General features: G+C 70.2%; 21 protein-coding genes and 1 tRNA gene. 14 read left to right on the forward strand and 8 right to left on the reverse strand.

Annotation, left to right across the window (positions count from 1 at the left end):
* Window positions 1-4 precede the first annotated feature (4 nt).
* Entirely contained in the window at window positions 5-982 is a 978-nt protein-coding gene (locus tag OG892_RS15460; protein WP_327337254.1) for an SMI1/KNR4 family protein, read from the reverse strand.
* 305 nt (window positions 983-1,287) lie between these two features.
* Between OG892_RS15460 and OG892_RS15465 the strand changes: the two genes are divergently transcribed.
* Window positions 1,288-1,821 (forward strand): YwqJ-related putative deaminase, encoded by a 534-nt coding sequence (locus tag OG892_RS15465; RefSeq protein WP_073738454.1) that lies wholly within the window; start codon window positions 1,288-1,290, stop codon window positions 1,819-1,821.
* Window positions 1,822-1,831: 10 nt separating this feature from the next.
* Window positions 1,832-2,365, forward strand: a complete 534-nt coding sequence (locus tag OG892_RS15470; protein ID WP_073738453.1) for an SUKH-3 domain-containing protein — start codon at window positions 1,832-1,834, stop codon at window positions 2,363-2,365.
* A gap of 201 nt (window positions 2,366-2,566) precedes the next feature.
* Here OG892_RS15470 and OG892_RS15475 read toward each other — a convergent pair whose 3' ends face one another.
* Window positions 2,567-3,874 (reverse strand): sensor histidine kinase, encoded by a 1,308-nt coding sequence (locus OG892_RS15475; RefSeq protein WP_073738452.1) that lies wholly within the window; start codon window positions 3,872-3,874, stop codon window positions 2,567-2,569.
* Window positions 3,875-4,066: 192 nt separating this feature from the next.
* Here OG892_RS15475 and OG892_RS15480 point away from each other — a divergent pair.
* The 6 genes from OG892_RS15480 to OG892_RS15505 all read left to right on the forward strand — a co-directional run bounded on the left by OG892_RS15480 (window position 4,067) and on the right by OG892_RS15505 (window position 8,874).
* Window positions 4,067-4,138 (forward strand) — tRNA-Gln (locus tag OG892_RS15480).
* 108 nt (window positions 4,139-4,246) lie between these two features.
* Window positions 4,247-5,695, forward strand: coding sequence for a bifunctional UDP-N-acetylglucosamine diphosphorylase/glucosamine-1-phosphate N-acetyltransferase GlmU (glmU, locus tag OG892_RS15485; RefSeq protein ID WP_073738451.1), 1,449 nt, complete (start codon window positions 4,247-4,249; stop codon window positions 5,693-5,695).
* 120 nt (window positions 5,696-5,815) lie between these two features.
* The gene (locus OG892_RS15490; RefSeq protein ID WP_024490433.1) at window positions 5,816-6,790 is read left to right on the forward strand and encodes a ribose-phosphate diphosphokinase; all 975 of its coding nucleotides are present in this window, start codon (window positions 5,816-5,818) and stop codon (window positions 6,788-6,790) included.
* A 213-nt stretch (window positions 6,791-7,003) separates the two neighbouring features.
* Window positions 7,004-7,594, forward strand: a complete 591-nt coding sequence (locus OG892_RS15495; RefSeq protein WP_328866778.1) for a 50S ribosomal protein L25/general stress protein Ctc — start codon at window positions 7,004-7,006, stop codon at window positions 7,592-7,594.
* A gap of 105 nt (window positions 7,595-7,699) precedes the next feature.
* Window positions 7,700-8,293, forward strand: coding sequence for an aminoacyl-tRNA hydrolase (pth, locus tag OG892_RS15500; protein ID WP_073738449.1), 594 nt, complete (start codon window positions 7,700-7,702; stop codon window positions 8,291-8,293).
* A gap of 110 nt (window positions 8,294-8,403) precedes the next feature.
* Window positions 8,404-8,874: a hypothetical protein gene (locus tag OG892_RS15505; RefSeq protein ID WP_073738448.1), complete on the forward strand. Its 471-nt coding sequence runs from the start codon at window positions 8,404-8,406 to the stop codon at window positions 8,872-8,874.
* Between the two features lie 27 nt (window positions 8,875-8,901).
* On the opposite strand, the gene ppc is transcribed toward OG892_RS15505, so the two are convergent.
* On the reverse strand, window positions 8,902-11,631 hold the full coding sequence (gene ppc / locus OG892_RS15510) for a phosphoenolpyruvate carboxylase (protein ID WP_073738447.1): 2,730 nt from the start codon (window positions 11,629-11,631) through the stop codon (window positions 8,902-8,904).
* Window positions 11,632-11,973: 342 nt separating this feature from the next.
* On the opposite strand from ppc, the gene OG892_RS15515 reads away from it, so the two are divergent.
* The 3 genes from OG892_RS15515 to OG892_RS15525 all read left to right on the forward strand — a co-directional run bounded on the left by OG892_RS15515 (window position 11,974) and on the right by OG892_RS15525 (window position 15,599).
* Complete coding sequence (locus OG892_RS15515) at window positions 11,974-12,948, forward strand: fatty acid desaturase (RefSeq protein WP_073738446.1); 975 nt, start codon at window positions 11,974-11,976, stop codon at window positions 12,946-12,948.
* On the forward strand, window positions 12,945-13,631 hold the full coding sequence (locus tag OG892_RS15520; RefSeq protein ID WP_073738445.1) for a TetR/AcrR family transcriptional regulator: 687 nt from the start codon (window positions 12,945-12,947) through the stop codon (window positions 13,629-13,631). The genes OG892_RS15515 and OG892_RS15520 overlap by 4 nt, the downstream gene beginning before the upstream one ends.
* A gap of 213 nt (window positions 13,632-13,844) precedes the next feature.
* Window positions 13,845-15,599 (forward strand): FG-GAP repeat domain-containing protein, encoded by a 1,755-nt coding sequence (locus tag OG892_RS15525; RefSeq protein WP_371631639.1) that lies wholly within the window; start codon window positions 13,845-13,847, stop codon window positions 15,597-15,599.
* Between the two features lie 106 nt (window positions 15,600-15,705).
* Here OG892_RS15525 and OG892_RS15530 read toward each other — a convergent pair whose 3' ends face one another.
* Window positions 15,706-16,503 (reverse strand): trans-aconitate 2-methyltransferase, encoded by a 798-nt coding sequence (locus tag OG892_RS15530; protein WP_371629448.1) that lies wholly within the window; start codon window positions 16,501-16,503, stop codon window positions 15,706-15,708.
* A 103-nt stretch (window positions 16,504-16,606) separates the two neighbouring features.
* Here OG892_RS15530 and OG892_RS15535 point away from each other — a divergent pair, with 103 nt between their 5' ends.
* A complete protein-coding gene (locus OG892_RS15535; RefSeq protein ID WP_073738442.1) occupies window positions 16,607-17,101 on the forward strand; it encodes a MarR family winged helix-turn-helix transcriptional regulator in 495 nt (164 codons plus the stop codon).
* On the opposite strand, the gene OG892_RS15540 is transcribed toward OG892_RS15535, so the two are convergent.
* Complete coding sequence (locus tag OG892_RS15540) at window positions 17,063-17,887, reverse strand: response regulator transcription factor (RefSeq protein ID WP_107421868.1); 825 nt, start codon at window positions 17,885-17,887, stop codon at window positions 17,063-17,065. The genes OG892_RS15535 and OG892_RS15540 overlap by 39 nt on opposite strands.
* A gap of 271 nt (window positions 17,888-18,158) precedes the next feature.
* Here OG892_RS15540 and OG892_RS15545 point away from each other — a divergent pair, with 271 nt between their 5' ends.
* On the forward strand, window positions 18,159-18,617 hold the full coding sequence (locus OG892_RS15545) for an N-acetyltransferase (RefSeq protein WP_073738440.1): 459 nt from the start codon (window positions 18,159-18,161) through the stop codon (window positions 18,615-18,617).
* A 26-nt stretch (window positions 18,618-18,643) separates the two neighbouring features.
* On the opposite strand, the gene galK is transcribed toward OG892_RS15545, so the two are convergent.
* Genes galK through galT form a run of 3 tightly spaced genes read right to left on the reverse strand, consistent with a single transcriptional unit; the run spans window position 18,644 to window position 21,866 of the window.
* Entirely contained in the window at window positions 18,644-19,849 is a 1,206-nt protein-coding gene (gene galK / locus OG892_RS15550; protein WP_371629449.1) for a galactokinase, read from the reverse strand.
* Window positions 19,846-20,826 carry a UDP-glucose 4-epimerase GalE gene (gene galE, locus OG892_RS15555; RefSeq protein ID WP_073738438.1) on the reverse strand — a complete coding sequence of 327 codons (981 nt, stop codon included), beginning with the start codon at window positions 20,824-20,826 and terminating at the stop codon, window positions 19,846-19,848. Before galE ends, galK begins: the two co-directional genes overlap by 4 nt.
* Entirely contained in the window at window positions 20,823-21,866 is a 1,044-nt protein-coding gene (gene galT / locus OG892_RS15560) for a galactose-1-phosphate uridylyltransferase (protein ID WP_371629450.1), read from the reverse strand. The genes galE and galT overlap by 4 nt, the downstream gene beginning before the upstream one ends.
* Before the next feature lie 277 nt (window positions 21,867-22,143).
* Here galT and OG892_RS15565 point away from each other — a divergent pair, with 277 nt between their 5' ends.
* Entirely contained in the window at window positions 22,144-23,814 is a 1,671-nt protein-coding gene (locus tag OG892_RS15565; protein WP_328866770.1) for a sodium:solute symporter family protein, read from the forward strand.
* Window positions 23,815-23,816 lie beyond the last annotated feature (2 nt).

Here is a 23,816-nt window from a genome sequence, read left to right on the forward strand (position 1 = left end):
GCGCTCACCCCTCCACCGGGACGGCGCGCGCGAAGCCGCCGTCCACCATCAGGTTCGCCACCGTCTCCAGCTCCGGCGGGTTGCCCGCGAGACGCTGCAGAAAGGCATCGAAGTCCACGCCGCACGGCAACAGCAGCCGGTCCACCCGCTCCTGGACACTCCAGCCGTCCTGATCCCGCGCGTCGTCGTACGCGCAGAACCAGACCGAGCCGATGCCCTGGCCCCGGACCTTCACCGCGAGAATGCCGCCCTGGACGAAACCGACCCCCAGGTAGTCCTTGGTCAGGTGGTCCCGCAAACACTTGTTCACATAGACCAGATCGTTCACGGCCGCCTCGTCGCGCACCGTGAAGAACGGCTGGTCGACCAGCAGTCCCAGCTCCGCGTCGAGCGCCGCACCCACCGGGGCCGAACCGCCCGCCGCCTTCAGGAACGTGCGGTACGCCCCCGGCAACCGGTAACCGAGGTCCTCCTCGACACCCTGGATCTGCTGCTCGCTCACCGCCACGGCCCCCTTCGGGAGCCGGAAGTGCGCGGGCCGGGTCTCCTGGAGCGGACGCGTGCCCCGCTTGTTCTGGTCCACCGCGGTCGTCGCGAGCCCGCCGTGGTGCCGCAGCAGCGCCTTCACCTCGACCGGGACCAGCTCCATCCGCCGCCCGCCCGGCACGTGGTGCCAGGTCCAGCCGTGCGGGGTGGCCACCGCCGGAATCGTGTCCCACAGCTCATGGCCAGTGGCCGCCAGCGCCGCGTTCGCCGACACGTAGTCCGTGAGCCGCAGTTCGTCGACGCCGAAACCCTGCGGGGGCTCCGCGATCTCGGCGGCGGCGCGCGCGTACGGCGCGAACTCCGGACACCCGTTCCCGTCCATGCGCACACCTCTGGGGTGGCGGGACGCCCGGACAGGATCCGGGAAGTGCACGAGCTGCCCGGCGTAGGCCCCGTTCGGTGGCGCGGCTTGCTGCCCGAGCCGACCTGTCGTCATGGCGGTTGCCCCCTGCTGCGTCTGGCTGATGAGGACCGACCTGCCCATGGGGGGCGGTCCAGGCACAGCCTATGCGGTGCCGCAAGAACGGGTCCCGCCCCACCGACCCCCGGCCACTTCCGTCACGAACCGTCACAACGCTGTGCCGGATGAGCGACGGCGGGGACACCATCGGGCGACACGCACACACGTTTTCCCGACCCAGCTTTCACACGACCCGACACATTTGGCAGGCTGTCACCCGCATACACGGGGGCGTGCACATTCGGCAGCGGCCGCTGCGGGCACGGGAGGGACAACGCACCATGCACACCGCACACTCTGCACACACCGTCACATCCGGGGACCCACGACTCAGCTGGAGCAGCACAGACACCAGCCACGCACCCCGCCTCACCCACCGCCGCGACGGCATCCTGCCCGCCGTGGCCGCAGCCCTGTCCGTCCGCGGCGAGACACTCACCTGCACCGCGGGCAAGGGCGACCAGCCACCCGTACTGCACCACCTCGTCCAGGACTTCCTCGACACCCTCACCAGCGGCCAGCGGGAACGCTTCACCGGCCGCTGTCCCGAAGCGATACTGCTCTCCCGGCACCTCACCGCCGCCGAGGCCGGCCGCTCCAAGCGCGCCCAGCGCAAACCCCTCACCAACGGCGAGGCCCGCCGCGCCCTCAAGCACGCGCGGCTCACCGCACGCCGCATCCGCGAGGACGGCGACCCCCTGCACGGCAGCTACGCACCGCCCTGCCGCTCCTGCTCGGTGATGCTCGCCCACTTCGGCGTACGCCCCATCGACCTCACCACCACCGGAGCGGCGACCACCGCAGAGAAGGGCTGACCGCGCCCCCATGGCCGACCGACACGACCTCCCCGAACAGGCGAACCCGGCGAACCACGACCGCCAGGCCTCCACCCGCTTCCCCGTCGCCGTCGACGCCGCCCTGCGCGCCGCCGGCTGGCAGCCCGGCCGCTGGGACATCCGGCAGGCCGAGGAGTGGGCCGACGCGCTGCGCTCGCACGCCTCACCAGCCGGCCACCAGCACGCCGTCTTCCCCGCCGCCGTGGAGGCCTGGGCCGAATTCGGCGGGCTGCAGCTCACGCCCACCGCACCCGGCCGCCAGATCGCACCCGCGACCGTGCGGATCGACCCGCTGCGCGGGCTGCACCTGGCCCGGACCCTGGCGGACCTCGGCCGCGCCCTGGAGACCGAGGTCGCCCCGCTGGGCGAGGAGGGGGACGGGCAGGCGGTGCTCGCGATCGACGCCGAGGGACGGATCTACAGCGTCGACCACACCGGCGACTGGTACCTCGGCCCCGACATCGACCAGGCCCTCGCCACCCTCGTCACGGGCGCCCAGCCGGAACGCCTGATCTCGGCCTGACCGAAGCGGGGCCGCCCCCGTCCAGCCCGTCCGGCGTTCGAGGACGGAACCGTCCGGCTCGGAGCCGGTAGCCAGCGCGGACGAGTTCACGCGAAGTCCCCGGCACACACCCCCAGGGTTCCGTCCTCAATCGCCGGACGGGCTGGGAGTGGCCCCGGGTGCTGGTGGTGGCCCAAGCACCCTGCCGGGCCACCGCGGCCGTCACGAATCCGGGCCCGTCGCGTCCGGCAGCACCGCAGAGACCCTGAAGCCGCCCGCGTCCGTCGGCCCGGAGACGAAGACCCCGCCCAGCCCGAGCACCCGCTCCCGCATGCCCACGAGCCCGTTGCCGCCGCTGGGCAGCCCCGCGTCCGCCATGGCCGAGTCGGAGGGGCCGTTCTCCACCTGCATGGCGACCTCCGCGCCCCGGTGGGCCAGCCGCACCCACGTCTTCGCGCCTGCCGCGTGCTTGTGCACGTTCGTCAGGGCCTCCTGCACGACCCGGTACGCCGTCTGCTCGACCTCGGGCGGGTAGGGCCGCGTCTCGCCCTCCACCGAGAGCTCCACCGTCATGCCCGCCGCCCGCGACTCCCCGACCAGCGTCTCCACCTCGTCCAGCCGGGGCCCGTCCTCCGCCGCGACGGGGGCCGTCCGGCCGACGGAGGCGAGCGGCACCTTCGTCACCCGCGCCACCATCGGCTCCCCCGTGCGCAGCACCCCGAGCATCTCGCGCAGCTCGGTCAGCGCCTGGCGCCCCATGTCACCGACCAGCGCCGCGTTGCGCACGGCCTTCGCCGGGTCCTTGGGCGCGACGGCCTGGAGCGCCGCGGCGTGCACGACCATCAGGCTCACCCGGTGGGCGACCACGTCGTGCATCTCGCGGGCGATCCGGGTCCGCTCCTCCGTACGCGCCCACTCGGCCCGCTCCTCGGCCCGGTCCGCGAGCAGCGACAGCTCCCGCTCCAGCGAGTCGGCCCGCTCCCGCAGGCTCTCCATCAGCCGGCGCCTGGCCCCTATGTAGAGGCCGAACAGCACGGGCGGCGCGGTGAGCCCCACCGCCATGAAGAGGGACAGCATCGGCACGTACCAGTCGCCCGGCCCGAAGTCGGCACTGGCAGACACACCCTGGCGCAGCCGTACGTACGTGACGATGAACGTGCCGACCAGCGACATGCTCATCAGCACCACGGTGATCCGCCGGGGCACGTCGGACGCGGCCAGCGTGTACAGGCCGACCAGGCCCATCAGGAAGCCCATCTCGGCCGGTGTCGTGGCGACGGACACCAGCACCACGGCGATCGGCCACCGCCGGCGAACCAGCAGCACGGCCCCCGCCAAGAACCCGAAAACCACCCCCAGCGGCACCGGCAGCCCGGTGTCCCCCGCGAATTCCACCCCTTCCAGCGCACACTCCAGCGCCGAGAACAGCGCCAGTCCCACATCCAGTGCGACACTCCGTCGCCGTTCCCACCACCAGTAGCCGCGGGTGGTCTGTCCCGCCGCTTCCCGGTCTGCCCCCGTTGCGGTCATGGCATCCAGCGTACGGGCGGGCGCACCTCATTTTCGGGTGACCCGGACAGCACGTCGCACGTTCGAACGGAGACGAAATCCGCGTACCAGAAAGCGCCGGACTTCAGCGTCGCGTCGAAGGGGCTCGGTACGGCATAGTGTTGGGTGCCGATCCGGCCGACCCGGACCATTGTCCGGTTCAGTCGGTGTTAATCCCCCATGGTGTAATTGGCAGCACAGTAGCTTTTGGTGCTATTTGTCCGGGTTCAAGTCCTGGTGGGGGAGCCCACACAGCGGGCCCCGACCCAAGCGGTCGGGGCCCGCACTCATGCCCGGTCGAACACCCCCCGGTATCCTGCGGATGTCCACCACCCGAAGCCGAAGGGCCAATCCGTGAGCTCCGAACGCCCGGCAGCCGTCGTCGTCCTCGCAGCGGGTGAGGGCACCCGCATGAAGTCGAAGACCCCCAAGGTTCTGCACGAGATCTCCGGGCGCTCGCTCGTCGGACATGTCGTCGCGGCCTCCCGCGAGCTGGCGCCCCAGCACCTCGTCGTGGTCGTCGGCCACGCGAGCGAGCAGGTCACCGCCCACCTCACCGCCGCGGACGCCCAGGTGCGCACCGCCTACCAGGCCGAGCAGAAGGGCACCGGGAACGCGGTGCGCGTCGGGCTCGACGAGCTGGGCGGGACCGTCGAGGGCACCGTCATCGTGGTCTGCGGCGACACCCCGCTGCTGTCCGGCGAGACGCTCGCCGCGCTCGCCGCCACCCACACCGCCGACGCCAACGCCGTCACCGTGCTCAGCGCCGAGGTCCCCGACGCCACCGGGTACGGACGGATCGTCCGCGACGCGGCGACCGGTGCGGTCACCGAGATCGTCGAGCACAAGGACGCCACAGAGGAGCAGCGCGCGATCCGGGAGATCAACTCCGGGGTGTTCGCGTTCGACGGGCAGCTGCTCACGGACGCGCTCGGCAAGGTGCGTACGGACAACAGCCAGGGCGAGGAGTACCTCACCGATGTGCTGTCGATCCTGCGTGAGGCGGGGCACCGGGTCGGTGCCTCGGTCGCCGGTGACCACCGGGAGATCCTCGGGATCAACAACCGGGTCCAGCTGGCGGAGGCCCGCCGGCTGCTGAACCAGCGGCTGCTGGAGCGGGCGATGACGGCCGGGGTGACCGTGGTGGACCCGGCGTCGACGCTGATCGACGTGACGGTGACGTACGAGCGGGACGCGATCGTGCACCCGGGTACGCAACTGCTGGGTGCGACGCACCTCGGGGAGGACGCCGAGGTGGGTCCGAACTCGCGGCTGACGGACACCGTCGTGCACGCGGGCGCCCGGGTGGACAACACCGTGGCGGACGGGGCGCAGGTGGGCGCCGGTGCGCTGGTCGGCCCGTACGCGTATCTGCGGCCGGGTACGAGGCTGGGCGCGAAGGCGAAGGCCGGTACCTACGTGGAGATGAAGAACGCCACGATCGGTGAGGGCACGAAGGTTCCGCATCTGTCGTACGTCGGTGACGCGACGATCGGCGATCACACCAACATCGGTGCCGCGAGCGTGTTCGTGAACTACGACGGTGTGGCCAAGCACCACACGACGATCGGCTCTCACTGCCGTACCGGATCGGACAATATGTTTGTGGCGCCCGTCACGGTCGGGGACGGTGTCTACACCGCGGCCGGGTCTGTCATCACGAAGGACGTGCCGTCGGGTTCGCTGGCCGTGGCCCGTGGCCAGCAAAGGAATATCGAGGGTTGGGTGGCCCGGAAGCGTCCGGGCAGCGCGGCCGCGCAGGCGGCTCAGGCCGCGTCGGAGGAGGCCGGCGGCGAAAGCTGACCGGAATCAGGTGCGTCGCGCACGGCGTACCGTGATAGATGCTCACCCCATTTCGGCTGGCTCGTTGCACATCGGGACATCTGCGTGCAGCGCCAGGAACACGTCTGAGGAGACTGTGCTGTGACCGGGATCAAGACGACCGGCGAGAAGAAACTGATGTTCTTCTCCGGCCGCGCCCACCCCGAGCTGGCCGAGGAGGTTGCGCACCAGCTGGGTGTGGGCCTCGTGCCGACGAAGGCCTTCGATTTCGCCAACGGTGAGATCTACGTCCGCTTCCAGGAGTCCGCCCGCGGCGCCGACTGCTTCCTGATCCAGAGCCACACGGCTCCGATCAACAAGTGGATCATGGAGCAGCTGATCATGCTGGACGCGCTGAAGCGCGCGTCGGCCCGCTCCATCACGGTGATCGTGCCGTTCTACGGCTACGCCCGTCAGGACAAGAAGCACCGCGGCCGCGAGCCGATCTCGGCCCGTCTGATCGCGGACCTGATGAAGACGGCGGGTGCGGACCGCATCCTCACCGTCGACCTGCACACCGACCAGATCCAGGGCTTCTTCGACGGTCCGGTCGACCACCTCTTCGCGCTGCCGATCCTGGCCGACTACGTCGGTGCGAAGGTCGACCGCTCGAAGCTGACGATCGTCTCGCCGGACGCGGGCCGGGTCCGGGTCGCGGACCGCTGGTGCGACCGGCTGGACGCGCCGCTGGCGATCGTGCACAAGCGCCGCGACAAGGACGTGCCGAACCAGGTCAGCGTCCACGAGGTCGTGGGCAACGTCGAGGGCCGGGTCTGTGTCCTGGTCGACGACATGATCGACACGGGTGGCACGATCTGCGCCGCCGCGGACGCGCTGTTCGCGCACGGTGCGGAGGACGTCATAGTGACGGCGACGCACGGTGTGCTGTCCGGCCCGGCGGCGGACCGGCTGAAGAACTCGAAGGTGAGCGAGTTCGTGTTCACGGACACCCTGCCCACGCCGGGTGAGCTGGAGCTCGACAAGATCACGGTGCTCTCGATCGCGCCGACGATCGCCCGCGCGGTGCGCGAGGTCTTCGAGGACGGTTCGGTCACGAGCCTCTTCGAGGAGCAGTAGGCAGTTCCCCGTAGGCCTTTCCCCTCCGGGGGAGGAGTCACGGAAGATCCACTTTGGGTGCGGCCTCCCCGCCGGGTAGACTCAGCGAGTTGCTCGGCGAGGGAGGCCGTACTCATAGGTACGGCGGTCCGTTATCGACGCGCTCTTCGTAGCAGGCCTGTCGTGGGCCGGGTGACCTTCCGCAGTTTTTGTCACCTTACGAGGAGTGCAGTCATGGCCGAGATCAAGCTCAACGCCGAGGTCCGTTCCGAGTTCGGCAAGGGCGCTGCCCGCCGCACCCGCCGCGCCAACCTCGTCCCCGCCGTCATCTACGGCCACGGCGCCGAGGCCGTCCACATCACGCTGCCGGCCCACGAGCTGCAGCTCGCGCTCCGTACCGCCAACGTGCTGATCGGTCTGGAGATCGACGGCAAGGACGCGCTGGTCATCCCGAAGGCCGTGCAGCGCAACGCCATCAAGGGCAACATCGAGCACGTCGACCTGCTGACCGTGAAGCGCGGCGAGAAGGTCAACGTCGAGGTCGCGGTGCACGTCGAGGGCGAGCTGGCCCCGGGCGGCAACCTGCTGGAGTACGTGCAGAACACCCTGCTCGTCGAGGCCGAGGCCACCCACATCCCGAACTCCGTCACGGTCTCCATCGCGGGCCTGGACGCCGGTGCGTCGATCCTCGCCAAGGACATCCCGCTGCCCAAGGGTTCGGTGCTGGCCGAGGCCGACCCGGACGCGGTCGTCCTCGCGGTCGTCGCCGCCCAGGCCGAGGAGCCGTCCTCGGACGCCGCCGAGGCCGAGGGCGCCGAGGCCTGAGCCTCGCCCCACCTGCTTGACTGAGGGGTGGCGGATCTCCGTGAGGGGAGCCGCCGCCCCGTCTTTCTGTCCGCCGCCCGCCCGTACCCGAGGAGACCCAGCGCGATGTCCGACGCCACCGACCCCTGGCTGATCGTTGGCCTGGGCAATCCCGGTCCCGAGTACGCGGCGAACCGGCACAACGTGGGCTTCATGGTGGCCGATCTGCTCGCGGAGCGGATCGGCGGGAAGTTCAAGCGGGCGCCGAAGGCCCAGGCGCAGGTGCTGGAGGGCCGGGTGGGTCCGCCGGGGCCGCTGAGCCGCCGGGTGGTGCTGGCGAAGCCGATGTCGTACATGAATCTGTCGGGTGGCCCGGTGACGGCGTTGCGCGACTTCTACAAGGTGCCGCTCGACCATGTGGTGGCGGTCCATGACGAGCTGGACATCGATTACGGGTCGCTGCGGCTGAAGCTGGGCGGTGGCGACAACGGTCACAACGGGCTGAAGTCGATGACGAAGTCGATGGGTCCCGACTACCACCGGATCCGGTTCGGGATCGGGCGTCCGCCCGGCCGGATGCAGGTCGCCGATTTCGTTCTGAAGGACTTCTCGTCCACGGAGCGCAAGGAGCTGGGTTTCCTGGTGGACCGGGCGGCGGATTCGGTGGAGTGCCTGCTGGCGGAGGGTCTGGAGCGCGCGCAGAGCGCGTACAACTCCTGAGCCGCGACAGCGGAGAATCCTGCGGCGAATCCCGACATACCTGCCGGTAATCCTGCTGTTTTCAGCCACGGCTTGACCGGGCGTGGGGCGCTGGCCAAGGATCGGCCCCCATGAAGCGCAGCTCCTCCCAACGTGCCCTGCACCACGGCCGCAATGCCGCGCTCGGCTGTGTCGTTCTGCTGTTGCTGGTGGCGGGTGTGCTGGCCTCGTGGGACTCGGCACAGCACATCGTGCTGGCCAAGGGACGTGAGCACGGCACGATGACGGTCACCGGGTGCGGCAGCGAGGTGTGTACGGGGCCGTATGTGCCCACGGACGACGGTTCCGGGCGTTCCCGGGTGTCGGTGGACAAGTCCGTGGCGGCGAAGAAGGGGGACCGTTTCCCGGTCGTCGTGAAGCCGGGCACGTTCGAGGTGGTGCGGACGGGGACGCCGGGTTTCCTGCACGCGTGGGTGCCGCTGGGCGGTGCGCTGGTGCTCGCGGCGCTGGTGATCGGTGGCGGGATGCGGCTGCCCCGGATCGCGTGGGGTGCCGGGATCGCGGGTGCGGTCCTGCTGGTGGCGACGTTCTTCGCCCTGTGACGGGACCGCACCCGCGGTGGCTCTTGATCAGCCGGTGTTGCGGAGTCCGGCGGCTACGCCGTTGACGGTGAGCAGCAGGGCGCGGGCGAGCAGCGGGTCGGGCTCCTCGCCGCGTTCCGCTGCCTGGCGCTGGCGGGCCAGCAGGGATACCTGGAGGTAGGAGATCGGGTCCAGGTAGGCGTCACGGATGGCGAAGGTCTGCTGGAGCACCGGGCTGGTGCCGAGCAGTTCGGTGTTGCCGGTGATCTTGAGGACTTCGCTGACGGTCAGTGCGTGCTCGGCCTCGATGGCGTCGAAGACGTGCTTGAGCTCGTCGGGGACGAGGGTGTCGACGTAGTGCCGGGCGATGCGCAGGTCGGTCTTGGCGAGGGTCATCTCGACGTTGGAGAGGAAGTTCTGGAAGAAGTGCCAGTGTTCGTGCATCTCTTCGAGGACGGTGTCGAGACCGGCTTCGCGCAGGGCCTTGAGGCCGGAGCCGACGCCGTACCAGCCTGGGACGATCTGCCGGGACTGGGTCCAGCCGAAGACCCACGGGATGGCGCGCAGTCCGTCGAGCGAGACGCCGGAGCCGGGGCGGCGTGAGGGCCGCGAGCCCAGGTGCAGGTCGGCGAGCTGGTCCACCGGGGTGGAGGCGAGGAAGTACGTCGGCAGGTCGGGGTCCTCGACCAGCTTGCGGTAGGCGGCGTGGGCGGCGTCGGAGACGGTGTCCATGGCCGCGTCCCAGCGGGCCAGGGCCTCGTCGGACTGGCGGGGTGCGGTGTGCAGCGCGGAGGCCTGGAGGGTGGCCGCGACGGTCAGTTCCAGGTTCTCGCGGGCGAGCGCGGGGATGAGGTACTTGTCGGAGATGACCTCGCCCTGCTCGGTCACCTTGATCTCGCCCTCCAGGGTGCCCCAGGGCTGCGCGAGGATCGCGTCGTGCGAGGGGCCGCCGCCGCGGCCGACGGTGCCGCCGCGGCCGTGGAAGAGGCGCAGGCGCACGCCGTAGCGGTGGGCGACGTCGCGGAGGCGGCGCTGGGCGCGGTGGATCTCCCACTGGGAGGTGGTGATGCCACCGAACTTGGAGGAGTCGGAGTAGCCGAGCATGACCTCCTGGACGTCGCCACGGAGCGATACGAGGCGGCGGTAGGAGGGGTCGGCGAGCATCTCGTCGAGGATGACGTCGGCGGCCTTGAGCTCGTCGGTGGTCTCCAGGAGCGGGACGATGCCGATCTTGGCCCAGCCGGCGTGCAGGTCGAGGAGGCCGGCTTCGCGGGCGAGGACGGCGGCGGCGAAGACGTCGTCGGCGCCCTGGCACATCGAGATGATGTAGGACTCGATGACTTCGGGGCCGAAGCGTTCGAAGGCCTGGCTGATGGTGTGGAAGACGCCGAGGGTCTTCTCGCCGGCGGCGTCGAGGGGGGCCGGGGTGGGTGCGAGCGGGCGGCGGGAGCGGAGTTCCTTGGCGAGGAGCTTCTGCCGGTAGTCGCGGGGCATGTCGGCGTAGCGCCAGGACTCCTCGCCGAGGCGGTCGAAGAGCTGGCCGAGCGCGTGGTGGTGGGCGTCGGCGTGTTCGCGGACGTCCATGGTGGCGAGCTGGAGGCCGAACGCGGCGAGGGTGCGGATGGTGCGGTCCATCCGGCCGTCGGCGACGATGCCGCCCTTGTGCTCGCGCAGGGAGGTCTGGACGATGGCGAGGTCTGCGATGAGTTCGGCGGTGCCGAGGTAGTCGCAGCCGGGGCGGTGCGGGGTGCCGGAGGCGAGGCGCTCGCGGGTGTTGACGAGCTTCTGCCGGATGCAGGTGGCCTTGAGGCGGTAGGGCTCCTCGGCGTTCAGCCGCTTGTAGCGGGGGCTGATCTCCGGGAGGAGTTCCAGGTCGGTCTGGAGGGAGGCGAGGAGCTCGTCGGTGGCTCCGGTGTAGCGGATGGAGTTGGAGAGGAGTCCGCGCAGCTGGTCGACGAGTTCGAGGGCGTCGGTGATGCCGTGCTCGTGCTGGAGGATCAGTACGTCCCAGGTGACGGCGGGCGTCACGTTGGGGTTGCCGTCGCGGTCGCCGCCGATCCAGGTGCCGAAGGTGAGGGGGCGGGTGCCGGCGGGCAGTTCGACGCCGACGCGCTCCAGTTCCGCGGCCAGGTCCTCCAGGACGTCGCCCACGGCGCTGGCGTGGAGTTCGTCGAGGTAGTAGATGGCGTTGCGGGCCTCGTCGGCGGGCTCCGGGCGGACGACGCGGAGTTCGTCGGTCTGCCAGATGAGGTCGATGTTCTCGGCGAGCCGGATGTCCTGGCGGCGCCGGTCGGCCTCGATGACGGGGGTTTCCAGGAGTGCGGCGATGCGGCGGAGCTTGTTCAGTACGGAGCGCCGCGCGGCCTCTGTGGGGTGCGCGGTGAAGACGGGCCGTACGTTCAGGTTCTTGACGGTCTCGCGCAGGTGCTCGGGGTCCGCGTCCTTGAGCCGGTCGGCGGTGCGGGCGAGGAGTCCGCCCTCTGCGGCGCGCCGGTCGCGCATCTCGTGGGCGCGGTGGACCTGCTCGGTCACGTTGGCGAGGTGGAAGTAGGTGGAGAAGGCGCGCACGAGCTGTGCGGCGGTCTCCAGGTCCGTTTCGCCGAGGAGTTCGGCCGCGGCCTCGCCGTCGGTGCGGGTCAGGGCGCGGACCCGTTCGACGAGGTCGAGGAGCTCCTGGCCCTCCTGGCGTACGAGGGCCTCGCCCAGCAGGTCACCGAGGCGGCGGATGTCGGCGCGCAGCTCGGGGCTGGCGGCAGGGGTCTGGTCGGCACTGCTCACAGTGTGCGGCTCCTTGCAGTGGTTGAGCACGGGATCCGGGGCCCGCGGCTGGCAGCGGGTGCCACGCCACCCCCGGGAAAGCAGAGTGCGGACCGCGCTGTCCGACCTCTCCAGGATAGGTGTCCGTGCTTTGGGTGCTGTTCGCGCCCCGGCAGGTGTCCGCACTTCAAGACGGGTGGCCGCGGGGTACGCGTGGTGTCCCCTACCCCGTATGACGCCACTCCGTGCGGGTCGGCCGCTCCCTCTTGTGGCGGGGCTCCGCACTGCCATACTTACGACGCCGTAGGTTACGGATGCGTAGCCCACGCATTCCGTCGCGTTCTCACCCACAGGGGACTCCCCATGAAGACCAGCCCCGATGTGATCGAGGCCGCTCCGGCGGCCGACAGTTCCTCCTCCGCCACGCTCGGCGGGGACAACAAGCGGTCGATCGAGCAGTTCGCGCTTCTGCTGTTCATCGTCGTGCCGTTCCTGGCCCTGGTCGCGGCGGTGCCGCTGGCCTGGGGCCGTGGTGTCAGCTGGCTCGATCTGGGTCTGCTGGTGGCGATGTACTTCATCGGCTGCCACGGCATCACGATCGGCTTCCACCGTTACTTCACCCATGGCTCGTTCAAGGCGAAGCGTCCGCTCCGTATCGCCCTGGCCGTGGCCGGTTCGCTCGCGGTGGAGGGCCCCCTGGTGCGCTGGGTGGCCGATCACCGCAAGCATCACCGTTTCTCGGACGCCGAGGGCGATCCGCATTCCCCGTGGCGTTTCGGTGAGACGCTGCCGGCCCTGATGAAGGGGCTGTGGTGGGCGCACATCGTATGGATGTTCGATGAAGAGCAGACGCCGCAGCAGAAGTACGCCCCGGACCTGATCAAGGACCCCGCGATTCGCGGGATCTCCCGTCACTTCCTGTCCTTCACGATTCTCTCGCTGGCGATCCCGCCGCTGGTCGGCGGTCTGGTGACGATGTCGTGGTGGGGGGCGGCGACGGCGTTCTTCTGGGGCTCCCTGGTCCGGGTCGCGCTGCTGCACCACGTGACGTGGTCGATCAACTCGATCTGCCACGCGGTCGGCAAGCGCCCGTTCAAGTCCCGTGACAAGTCCGGCAACGTGTGGTGGCTGGCGATCCTCTCGTGCGGTGAGTCCTGGCACAACCTGCACCACGCGGACCCGACGAGTGCGCGGCACGGCGTGATGCGCGGTCAGATCGATTCGAGTGCCCGGCTGATCCGCTGGTTCGAGAAGCTGGGCTGGGCGACGGATGTGCGCTGGCCCGACTCCGCCCGTATCGAGTCCCGGCGCCACTCGGCGGAGGCCGACGCGGCATGATTGACGATGTGGCGACCGACGGAAGCACAGGCAGCGAGAAATCCCGTACACCCTCCACCCGGCGCGCCCGGCGGGTGCGGATGACGGGCAAGGAACGCCGCGAGCAACTGTTGGACATCGGTCGCACCCTCTTCGCCGACAAGGGGTTCGAGGGCACTTCGGTGGAGGAGATCGCGGCCCGCGCCGGGGTCTCCAAGCCGGTGGTCTACGAGCACTTCGGCGGCAAGGAGGGGCTGTACGCGGTGGTGGTGGACCGGGAGATGCGCCAGCTCCTGGAGATGGTGAACACCGCGCTGACCGCCGGTCACCCGCGTGAGCTGCTGGAGCAGGCGGCGTTCGCGCTGCTGGACTACATCGAGACGTACACGGACGGGTTCCGGATTCTGGTGCGGGATTCGCCGGTCGCCCAGTCGACCGGCACGTTCGCCTCGCTCATCAGCGATATCGCCACGCAGGTGGAGGACATCCTGGGGCTGGAGTTCAAGGCCCGGGGCTTCGATCCGAAGCTGGCTCCGCTGTACGCGCAGGCGCTGGTCGGGATGGTGGCGCTGACCGGGCAGTGGTGGGTGAACGCCCGCAAGCCGAAGAAGGCCGAGGTGGCGGCGCATCTGGTGAATCTGGCGTGGCACGGGCTGGAGAACCTGGAGTCGAAGCCCCGGCTGATAGGCCACCGAAAGAGCTGACGCGGGAGGCCTGGTCCGGCTGCGGGACGGCTGCGGGACGGCTGCGGTGTGTCCAAGCCGAAACCTTGATCAATTCTTAAACCACTTCTGCCCGGGGAACCACAGTTGTAGAGTCTGTGAGTATCCCGGGAACACTTCACCCTGCATGTGACGCACCTGTGAAGACGTTTCTCCCGGTTCCACCACGTACCCCTGGGGGGGGCTTTGTCTTCTGTGGAACCCGGCCGCGCCGTGCCCGCGCGCTCGAAGCGCGCGCGGCGGATCGCGACCTGCACCGCCATCGTTCTCTCGGCCGGCATGCTGCTGGCCGCTCCGGCCTCGGCCGATGAATCGGCGCCCGCGTCGCACGGCACCACCGTGCCGCGCGTGCCCGCCGCCGACGCGCAGCCCTCGCTGACGCTCCCGAAGCACCCGGCGAAGAAGAAGTCGCCGGCCTCCGCCGCGCCGGGGGCGAAGGCCGCCGCCGCGCCCGCCGAGCCGCGTTTCGACGTGGACGGCGACGGCTACACCGACACCGTGTACCGCGGGATCGACGGGAAGTACTACGTCGTTCCGACGAACGGGACGAGCTCCTACGAGTTCGCCCTGAACCCCGACGACCCGAACGAGAGGTTCAAGGACGTCATCACGCCGGGCGACCTGAACGGCGACGGCAGGCCCGAGCTGCTCACCCTGTCGGCGACCGGCAAGCTCTCGCTCCACCAGGCCTGGAGCGCCGACGGCGCCGGATACGCCGACTGGTCCGGCACCGGCTGGCAGAAGTACAACAAGATCGTCGCCGTGGGCGACATGACCGGCGACGGCCGGGGCGACCTGCTCGCCCGTACGCCGGCCGGTGACGTCTACCTGTTCGCCGGGACCGGCTCCGTCACCAGCGCCCCCTTCAAGGCGGGCGTCAAGGTGGGCTACGGCTGGGCCTCCTACGACCAGATCGTCGGCGCGAACGACGTCAACGGCGACGGGATCGGCGACCTCTACGCCCGTACGCCGGCCGGTGACCTGTACTACTACGCGGGTACGGGGAAGGCCTCGGCGCCGTACCAGGCACGCGTCAAGGTCAACTACGGCTTCGACACGTACAACCAGATCATCGCCACCGACGACGCCACCGGTGACGGTCTCGGCGACCTGATGGCCCGTACGCCGGGCGGCACGCTGTACTCGTACGACGCCACCGGCAAGGGCACCTTCCTCAAGCGGAAGCAGATCGGCACCGGCTGGAACGTCTCGCTCTTCACGGGCCAGGGCGGCAACCCGGACTTCGGCAAGAACGAGCTGATGGCCCGCACCAAGGGCGGCACGCTCTACTGGTACTACGCGAAGAACAACGGCAAGCTCAGCGCCCGCGTCCAGGCCAGTGACAGCGGCGGCTGGGCCGGCGCGAACATGAGCTTCCCGTCGTCGCTCGACAACAACGGCTACGCGAACCTGCTGGAGAACTACAAGGGCACCCTCTACAACGAGGGCTCGCGCGTCAGCAGCGGCTGGAGCTCGTACAACGCGCTCATCGGCCCCGGCGACCTGAGCGGTGACGGCAAGGGCGACCTGATCGCCCGGAACACCGCCGGCGATCTGCACCTCTACCGGGGCAACGGCTCGGGCACCGGCTTCGCCGCCAAGGTCAAGGTCGGCTACGGCTTCAAGTCGTACACGCTCGTCGGCGCCGGCGACCTCAGCGGCGACGGTCTGACCGACCTGGTGGCCCGCAAGTCGGACGGCACGCTGTACCTGTACAAGGGCACGGGCTCGGCCACCAAGCCCTTCAAGGCGCAGGTCAAGATCGGCACCGGCTTCAACACCTACAAGAAGTTCGTCGCGCCCGGCGACCTCAACGGTGACGGCAAGGCCGACCTGATCGGCGTCGACGGCAAGGGCGACGCGTACCTCTACACGTCGACCGGCACCGGGAAGATCGCCAAGCGCGTGAAGATCGGCTACGGCTGGGACATCTACAGCAACCTGTACTGAGCGTCCCGCCCGGCCCGCACCAAAGCACCACAGCACCACAGCACCACAGCACCGAAGCGCCCCGTTCCCGGTTCTCCGGGGGCGGGGCGCTTCTGCGGCCGGGCCCTCACTTCTCCCGGTGGGTGACGGCGAAGACGCGGCGGAACGGGAAGACCGTGCCGTGCGGGCCCGCGGGGTACGCGGTGCGCAGCAGGTCGCGGTATTCGGTGAGGAAGGCGCTCCGGGCCTCCTCGTCACCGGCCAGGGCGGTGAGGACGGGGCGCAGGCCGGTGCCCTTCACCCAGTCGAGGACGGCGTCCTCGCCGGGCAGCAGGTGCAGGTAGGTGGTCTCCCAGACGTCCGCGGTACGGCCGGGGCCGGTGAGCCGGTCCAGGTAGCCGGCGGGGCTGAGCACCGCGTCGGCGTGGCGCAGCAGGCCGCCCAGCCGGGAGCGCCAGCGCGGGGAGGCGGCCAGTTCGCGCATCAGGACGTGGCTGGGCTGTTCGAAGTTGCCGGGTACCTGGAGGGCGAGGGTGCCGCCGGGGGTGAGGGCGTCCAGCCAGTCGGGGAAGCGCTCCGCGTGGCGGGGCACCCACTGGAGCAGGGCGTTGGAGACGATGAGGTCGTGGGGCTCGTCGGGGGTCCAGGTCGCGGCGTCGGCCTCGGCGAAGTCCAGCAGGGCGGTGGCGTGGGCGCGGGCCCGTTCCAGCATCTGCGGGGAGTTGTCGTAGCCGGTGATCCGGGCGCCGGGCCAGCGTTCGGCCAGCAGGGCGGTGACATTGCCGGCTCCGCAGCCGAGGTCGGCGATCCGGGGGGCGGGTGTGCCCGGGAGCGGGGGGACGCGGGCCAGCAGGTCGTGGAAGGGGCGGGTGCGGTGGTCCGCGTGGCGCAGATACTGCTGCGGATCCCAGATCGGTGCGGTCATGGGGCCAGGATCATCCCGAAAGTATCTTGATGTCAAGACACTCGATTCCAAGAGACTCGAATTCAAGAGACTTCATGTCGACAGACCCTCTACACTGATCCACATGGAGGACGAGGTAGACCGGCTGGTCGCTGCATGGCGCCGAGAGCGCCCCGACCTCGACGTGGAACCGCTTGAGGTCCTCAGTCGCGTCTCCCGGCTGGCCCGCCACCTCGACCGGGCCCGCAGGATCGCCTTCTCCGAGCACAGCCTGGAGCCGTGGGAGTTCGACGTCCTCACGTCGCTGCGGCGGGCCGGCGATCCGTACCAGCTCTCCCCCGGCCAGCTGCTCACCCAGACCCTGGTCACCTCGGGCACGATGACCAACCGCATCGACCGGCTGACCAAGAAGAACCTCGTCGAACGGCTCCCCGACCCGAGCGACCGCCGCGGGGTGCTGGTCCGGCTCACCGCGGAGGGCCGCGACAAGGCCGACCAGTCGCTGGCCGGGCTGCTCGCCCAGGAGCGCGCCATCCTGGGCGAACTCTCCCGCCACCAGCGCGGCGAACTGGCCGGACTGCTACGCCAGTTGACTGCCCCTTTCGACAACATCCCCTAGTCCGGGTCCGGGCTCCTGGTCCGCCTTCGGATCGGCCGGGCCCACGCCCGCCCGTCTGGCCAGCGCGACCGCCGCCAGCGTCGAGTGCACGCCCAGCTTGCCCAGCACGTTCTGCATATGGGTACGCACCGTGTGCGGCGAGAGGAACAGCCGCTCCGCCACCGCCTTGCGGCCGAGCCCGGCCACCATGCAGCGCAGCACCTCGCGCTCGCGCGGGGTCAGCGACTCGACGAGCTGCTCGCTCTCGCTGCGGTGCTTGCGGTCCGCCAGCATTTCCCGAAGCACCCCGGTGAGCAGCGCCGGAGGCAGATGCGTCTCGTCGCGCAGCACCCCCCGGATGACCGCGAGCAGCCGCTGGAGCGAGCAGTCCTTGGCGACCCAGCCGCAGGCACCGGCCTGCAGCGCGAGCGCGGCCCGGCGCGGGTCGTCCTTCTCCGCGAGCACCACCGTGCGCACCGAGGGCCGGTTCGCGCGGACCCCGGCGACCAGCGAGATGCCGTCGGGCTGCCCGCCGCCGCCGGCCTGGTGGTCGGGCACCGCCACCGGACCGGTGGCCCTGCGGCCGCCCGCCGGGGCCAGGATGCCCAGTTCGGCGTCGACCAGCATCACGTCGTAGCCGCGCCCCTCCGCGGCGGCGCGCTCCAGGCAGCGCAGGGCGGCCGGACCGCTGCCCGCCGCCGCGACGTCGACGTCGGGCTCGGCCGCGAGCGCCGCGGCGAGCGATTCGGCGAAAATGCGGTGGTCGTCGACCACGAGAACCCGGATACGGACCACAGGCACCCCCATGCTGTGCGTTCTGGGGCGCCCCGTAGCGTGCGCCCCACGTCAGCGACGGACCGGCACGGGTGCGACACCTGGAGCGGGGGATCGGACCGCGGTGCCACGGCCGCCGCCGTGCACCGACTCGCCACCCCCACCCGGGTGTCGCACCCGGCTGTCCCGTACCCCTGAATCAGCACCGGCCCCCACCGGTGCTGTGCATCAGCGTACGGGCGGCCGCCCGGAGCGGGAGGGGAATCGCGGAACTGGGGGCGCGGGCGGTCCTAGGCTGTGGTGCATGTTCCGTCTTGAGACAGAAGTGGACAGAGAACGTCGTCAGTTGCTGAGCAGACGGCTCCGTGAGGAGAACACCGCGGGTTCGCCGGAGATCCGGGCACTGCGGGGTGGCCCCGCCGCGCGCGAACTCCCTTTGGAGGTATGGGCGCTGGACGTCCACGGGCAGGTCGCCGCCGGGCTGACCGGGCGCACCTGGGCGCACTGGCTCCATGTGGACCTGCTCTGGGTGGACGCCGGGCACCGCGGCTGCGGCCTCGGCTCGCGGCTGCTCGACGAGGCGGAACGGGTGGCCCGCGCGGACCGGGACTGCACCCGCTCCCGGCTGGAGACCTGGGACTTCCAGGCCCCGGACTTCTACCGGAAGCGGGGTTACGAGGTGACGGGCCGGGTCGAGGACTACCCGCCGGGCGTCACGGAGTTCACCCTCACCAAGCGGCTCGGCGGACCGGCCGCCGGGTAGTTCCCGGCGGCCGGTCCGGCCCTCGGTCAGGCGATCCGGTGGGCGCCCGCCGACGGGACGGCGGGGAAGACCCGGGGCGCCGCGTAACCCGCCGAGGTGAACGCCTCCAGAACCGACTTGGTGACCGTGTCCGCCTGCGCCTCCTCCAGGAGCACGATCGCGGAGCCGCCGAAGCCGCCGCCGGTCATCCGGGAACCGAGCGCCCCGGCCGCGTTCGCCGCCTCGACCACCAGGTCCAGCTCCACGCAGGAGACCCGCAGGTCGTCCCGGAGCGAGACATGGCCCGCCGTGAGGACAGGGCCTGCCGCGCGCACGTCGCCCGCGTCGAGCAGCGCGATGACCTGCTCGACGCGCTGGTTGTCGCTGACCACGTGGCGCACGCAGCGCACGACGGACTCGTCCGCACCGGCGGCGGTCAGGGTGTCGAGTCCGGCGCCGAGGCCCTCGTACGGGAGCTCGCGCAGGGTGCGGATACCGAGCAGCCGGGCGCCCTCCTCGCAGGCCGCGCGGCGTTCCGCGTAGGCGCCGTCACCGAGTGCGTGCTTGACGCGGGTGTCGACGACGAGGAGCTGGAGGCCGTGGGCGGCCAGGTCGAAGGGGACCTGGCGCACCGTGAGGTCTCGGGCGTCCAGGTGCAGGGCGTGGCCCTCGGTACAGCAGGCGGAGGCCATCTGGTCCATGACCCCGCAGGGGACGCCGACGAAGGCGTTCTCCGCGCGCTGGGCCAGTACCGCCAGCTCGGCGTGGCCGAGCCCGAGCCCGAACAGGTCGTTCAGGGCGAGAGCGGTGACCACTTCGAGGGCGGCGGACGAGGAGAGCCCGGCGCCGGTGGGGACGGTGGAGGTCAGCTGTATGTCGGCGCCGGTGACCGGGTGGCCGGCCTCGCGCAGCGCCCAGACGACGCCGGCCGGGTAGGCGGCCCAGCCGTGGCCCTCGTTCGGGGCCAGCTCGTCGACGCGGAGCTGGACGACGCCGCCCGGCACATCGGTGGAGTGCAGCCGCAGGACGCCGTCGGTGCGGCGGGCGACGGCGGCCCGCGCGGTGTGCGGCAGTGCGAGCGGCATCACGAAGCCGTCGTTGAAGTCGGTGTACTCGCCGATCAGGTTGACCCGGCCGGGGGCGGCCCAGACTCCCTCGGGCGCGGTCCCGTACAGCTCGGTGAAAGAGTCGGTCAGCTCGGTGGTGGCGGCGGCCGGCTCTGTGGTGGCGGTCGGCTCAGCGGTGTCGGTCATGGTGCGGTGGGCTCCTCTCGGCGGGCGAACGTCCAGGCGTCGGAGACGATTCCGGCCAGGTCCGCGCGGGACGGCTGCCAGCCGAGGCGCTCCCTGGCGGTGGCGGCGGAGGCGACGAGGACGGCCGGGTCGCCGCCGCGGCGCGGGGCCGCTGTCTCGGGGACCGGGTGGCCGGTGACCTCGCGGACCGTCTCGATGACCTCGCGGACCGAGAAGCCGTTGCCGTTGCCGAGGTTGCAGATCAGGTGCTCGCCCGAGGCGGCGGCGTCGAGGGCGAGGAGGTGCGCCTCTGCGAGGTCCGCGACATGGATGTAGTCGCGGACGCAGGTGCCGTCGGGGGTGGGGTAGTCGTCGCCGTACACCGAGATCGACTCGCGCTGCCCGAGGGCGACCTGGAGGACGAGCGGGATCAGGTGCGACTCGGGGCTGTGCCGTTCGCCGCAGTCGCCGTAGGCCCCGGCCACGTTGAAGTAGCGCAGCGAGACGGCGGCGAGCCCGTGGGCGGCCGCCTCGCCGGTGATCATGTGGTCGACGGCGAGCTTGGTGGCGCCGTAGGGGCTGGTCGGGGCCGTGGGGTCGGCCTCGGTGATGGGGCTGGAGACGGGTTCGCCGTAGGTGGCGGCGGTGGAGGAGAAGACCAGGGTGCGCACCCCGGCGTCGCGCATGGCGGCGAGCAGGGCGGTGGAGCCGCCGACGTTGTTGACCCAGTACTTCTCCGGGTCGGTGACGGACTCCCCGACCTGGGAGTACGCGGCGAAGTGCAGCACCCCGTCGTAGGAGGGGTCCAGCCACTTCGCGGCGTCCTGGATCCGGCCCTCGACGAACTCGGCGCCGGCCGGGACGCCCTCGCGGAATCCGGTGGAGAGGTCGTCCAGGACGGTGACGGTGTGACCCGCCTCCAGCAGGTGCTGGGCGACCACGCTGCCCACGTATCCCGCGCCGCCGGTCACCAGGTACTTCTTGGGGGACTTGCTCACTCGCTCGCTACCTCTCGCAGTCGCGCGGCCGCGGCCTCCGGCGGCACATCGTTGATGAACACACTCATGCCGGATTCGGAACCCGCGAGGAACTTCAGCTTGCTGGTGGTCCTTCGCACGGTGAAGAGCTCAAGGTGGAGAGCGAACTCCTCCCGGTCCGGGATGCCGAACGGTGCCTGGTGCCAGGCCGAGATGTACGGCGTCGGCGGCTGTCCGGGGCCGAATATCCGGTCGAACCGCCTCAAGAGTTCCAGATAGACCTGTGCGAACTCCGTGCGCTCGGCGTCGTCGAGCTCCCGCAGGTCGGGGACGCGGCGGAGCGGGTAGAGGTGGATCTCGTACGGCCAGTGGGCCGCGTACGGGACGAACGCCACCCAGTGCTCGCCGGAGAGCACGATCCGGTCGCCGTCGGCGATCTCGCGGGCGACGATGTCGTCGAAGAGGTTGCCGCCGGTGTCGGCGCGGTGCTTCTCCATCGAGCGGAGCATCAGCTCGGTGCGCGGGGTGACGAACGGGTAGCCGTAGATCTGCCCGTGCGGGTGGCCGAGCGTCACGCCGATCTCGGCGCCCCGGTTCTCGAAGCAGAACAGCTGCTTGACCTGCGGGAGCTCCGCGAACTCGGCGGTGCGGTCCGTCCAGGCCTCCAGCACGAGGCCGGCCTGCTCCTCGGTGAGGTCCGCGAACGACGCGTCGTGGTCGGAGGTGAAGCAGACGACCTCGCAGCGGCCGGAGTCACCGGCCAGCGAGGGGAAGCGGTTCTCGAAGACGACGACGTCGTAGTGGTCGTCGGGGATCTCGCTGAGCCGGCCCTCCTGGGACGGGCAGAGCGGGCACTCGTCGGCCGGCGGGTGGTACGGACGCCCCTGGCGGTGCGAGGCGACGGCGACGCTGTCCCCCAGCAGGGGGTCCCGGCGGATCTCGGAGGAAGTCGCCACGGCGTCGAGCGGCCGCCCGTCGACGGCGTCCCGGACCACGTCGTCGCGGCTGTCGAAATAGAGCAGCTCCCGGCCGTCGGCGAGCGTCGTAACCGTCTTCTTCACCAGACTCCTCCCAAACATAACCCAACACAATGAACCACAAATCAACAGGCACGTCAATGAGTCCAGGCCAACCAAGTGCGGCCGGATGTGAGCTGCATCTCGCGCGTCCGCGCGACAGGACCTGTTGGTTTCCCATGGGGTTCCTGTGGGTTAGGGCCGGGTTTTCGGGCCATACGATCACAATCAAACAAAGATGCTCAATGGAACTGTTCATTTTCTGAACACAAGGGCGTAGTTTCCTTCGGGTTCAGTACACGCAACGAAGCGAGTTCCCCCCATGCACCCTCTGGCATCCGGGCTCCGGCTCCCCACGAACGGGCTCGATTACACGATTCTGGCGATCTACTTCGTCGTCGTTCTCGGCATCGGCTTCGCCGCTCGGCGAAGCGTGAAGACAAGCCTCGACTTCTTCCTCTCCGGACGGTCACTGCCCGCGTGGGTGACCGGTCTGGCCTTCGTGGCGGCCAACCTCGGCGCCACCGAGATCCTCGGCATGGCGGCGACCGGCGCCCAGTACGGCGTCGCGGTCGTCCACTGGTACTGGATCGGCGCCATCCCCGCGATGGTCTTCCTGGGCCTCGTGATGATGCCCTTCTACTACCGGTCGAAGGTCCGCTCCGTACCGGAGTTCCTGCTCCACCGCTTCGACAAGTCGGCACACCTGCTGAGCTCCATACTCTTCGCCTTCTCGGCGGTTCTGATCGCGGGCGTCAACCTGTACGCCCTGTCGATCGTCGTGGAGGCCCTCCTCGGCTGGCCGCAGTGGGTCGCGATCGTCGTCGCGGGCCTCTTCGTCCTGATCTACATCACCATCGGCGGGCTCTCCTCCGCCATCTACAACGAGGTACTGCAGTTCTTCGTCATCCTCGCCGCGCTGATCCCGCTGACCGTGCTGGGCCTCAAGCGCGTCGGCGGCTGGGACGGGCTGAGCGACTCACTGACGTCGAGCCACGGCTCGAACTTCATGAGCGCCTGGGGCGGCACCGGCATCGGTGACGCCAACCCGCTCGGCGCCAACTGGCTGACGATCGTCCTCGGCCTGGGCTTCGTGCTCTCGTTCGGCTACTGGACGACGAACTTCGCCGAGGTGCAGCGCGCCCTGTCCGCGAAGAACCTCTCGGCCGCCCAGCGCACCCCGCTGATCGCCGCGTTCCCGAAGATGTTCATCGTCTTCCTGGTGATGATCCCCGGCCTGGTCGCCGCCGTGATCGTGCCGAACATCGGCACCGCCGGATCCGGCACCACGTACAACGACGCGATCCCGCTGCTGATGCGGGAGCTGCTGCCCAACGGTGTCCTCGGCATCGCGGTGACCGGTCTGCTGGCCGCGTTCATGGCGGGCATGGCCGCCAACGTCTCCTCGTTCAACACCGTGTTCACCACGGACATCTGGGCGCGGTACGTGAAGAAGGACCAGTCGGACGCGTACTACCTGCGCTTCGGCCGGGGGATCACGGTGATCGGGGTGCTGGCCTCCATCGGCACGGCGTTCATCGCCGCCAGCTTCTCCAACATCATGAGCTACCTCCAGACGCTGTTCTCGTTCTTCAACGTGCCCCTTTTCGTCGTGTTCATCATCGGCATGTTCTGGAAGCGCGCCTCGATGAAGTCCGGTGTCTGGGGCCTGCTGGCCGGTACCACGGCCGCGATGGTCAACTACTTCGTCATCTACAAGCAGGGCATCATCGACATCCCGAGCGACCAGGGCGCCAACTTCGTCTCCGCGATCGTCGGGTTCGTCGCGGGCGCTGTCGTGATGGTCGCCGTCACGTTCTTCACCGCCCCCAAGCCGGAGGCCGAACTGGCCGGTCTCGTATACGGAACCGAGTCACCGGACCTCGACGAGGCGCCCGCGGAGGGCGACGACGCCTGGTACCGCAGGCCGGCCCTGCTGGGCTGGGGCGCGATCGTGCTCGCCGCCCTGTGCTACATCCCCTACTCGTTCTGATC

Source organism: Streptomyces sp. NBC_00341, from assembly GCF_041435055.1.
Taxonomy (GTDB): Bacteria; Actinomycetota; Actinomycetes; order Streptomycetales; family Streptomycetaceae; genus Streptomyces.

Coding starts and splice junctions, on each gene's coding strand:
- galK (WP_371629449.1), bottom strand. CDS start 19,849: ATGACCGACACCGCTGAGCCGACCGCCACCACAGAGCCGGCCGCCGCC.
- OG892_RS15465 (WP_073738454.1), top strand. CDS start 1,288: ATGCACACCGCACACTCTGCACACACCGTCACATCCGGGGACCCACGA.
- pth (WP_073738449.1), top strand. CDS start 7,700: ATGTCCGACGCCACCGACCCCTGGCTGATCGTTGGCCTGGGCAATCCC.
- OG892_RS15545 (WP_073738440.1), top strand. CDS start 18,159: ATGTTCCGTCTTGAGACAGAAGTGGACAGAGAACGTCGTCAGTTGCTG.
- OG892_RS15520 (WP_073738445.1), top strand. CDS start 12,945: ATGATTGACGATGTGGCGACCGACGGAAGCACAGGCAGCGAGAAATCC.
- OG892_RS15505 (WP_073738448.1), top strand. CDS start 8,404: ATGAAGCGCAGCTCCTCCCAACGTGCCCTGCACCACGGCCGCAATGCC.
- OG892_RS15515 (WP_073738446.1), top strand. CDS start 11,974: ATGAAGACCAGCCCCGATGTGATCGAGGCCGCTCCGGCGGCCGACAGT.
- OG892_RS15460 (WP_327337254.1), bottom strand. CDS start 982: ATGACGACAGGTCGGCTCGGGCAGCAAGCCGCGCCACCGAACGGGGCC.
- OG892_RS15530 (WP_371629448.1), bottom strand. CDS start 16,503: ATGACCGCACCGATCTGGGATCCGCAGCAGTATCTGCGCCACGCGGAC.
- OG892_RS15540 (WP_107421868.1), bottom strand. CDS start 17,887: ATGGGGGTGCCTGTGGTCCGTATCCGGGTTCTCGTGGTCGACGACCAC.
- OG892_RS15470 (WP_073738453.1), top strand. CDS start 1,832: ATGGCCGACCGACACGACCTCCCCGAACAGGCGAACCCGGCGAACCAC.
- OG892_RS15475 (WP_073738452.1), bottom strand. CDS start 3,874: ATGACCGCAACGGGGGCAGACCGGGAAGCGGCGGGACAGACCACCCGC.
- OG892_RS15565 (WP_328866770.1), top strand. CDS start 22,144: ATGCACCCTCTGGCATCCGGGCTCCGGCTCCCCACGAACGGGCTCGAT.
- OG892_RS15495 (WP_328866778.1), top strand. CDS start 7,004: ATGGCCGAGATCAAGCTCAACGCCGAGGTCCGTTCCGAGTTCGGCAAG.
- OG892_RS15535 (WP_073738442.1), top strand. CDS start 16,607: ATGGAGGACGAGGTAGACCGGCTGGTCGCTGCATGGCGCCGAGAGCGC.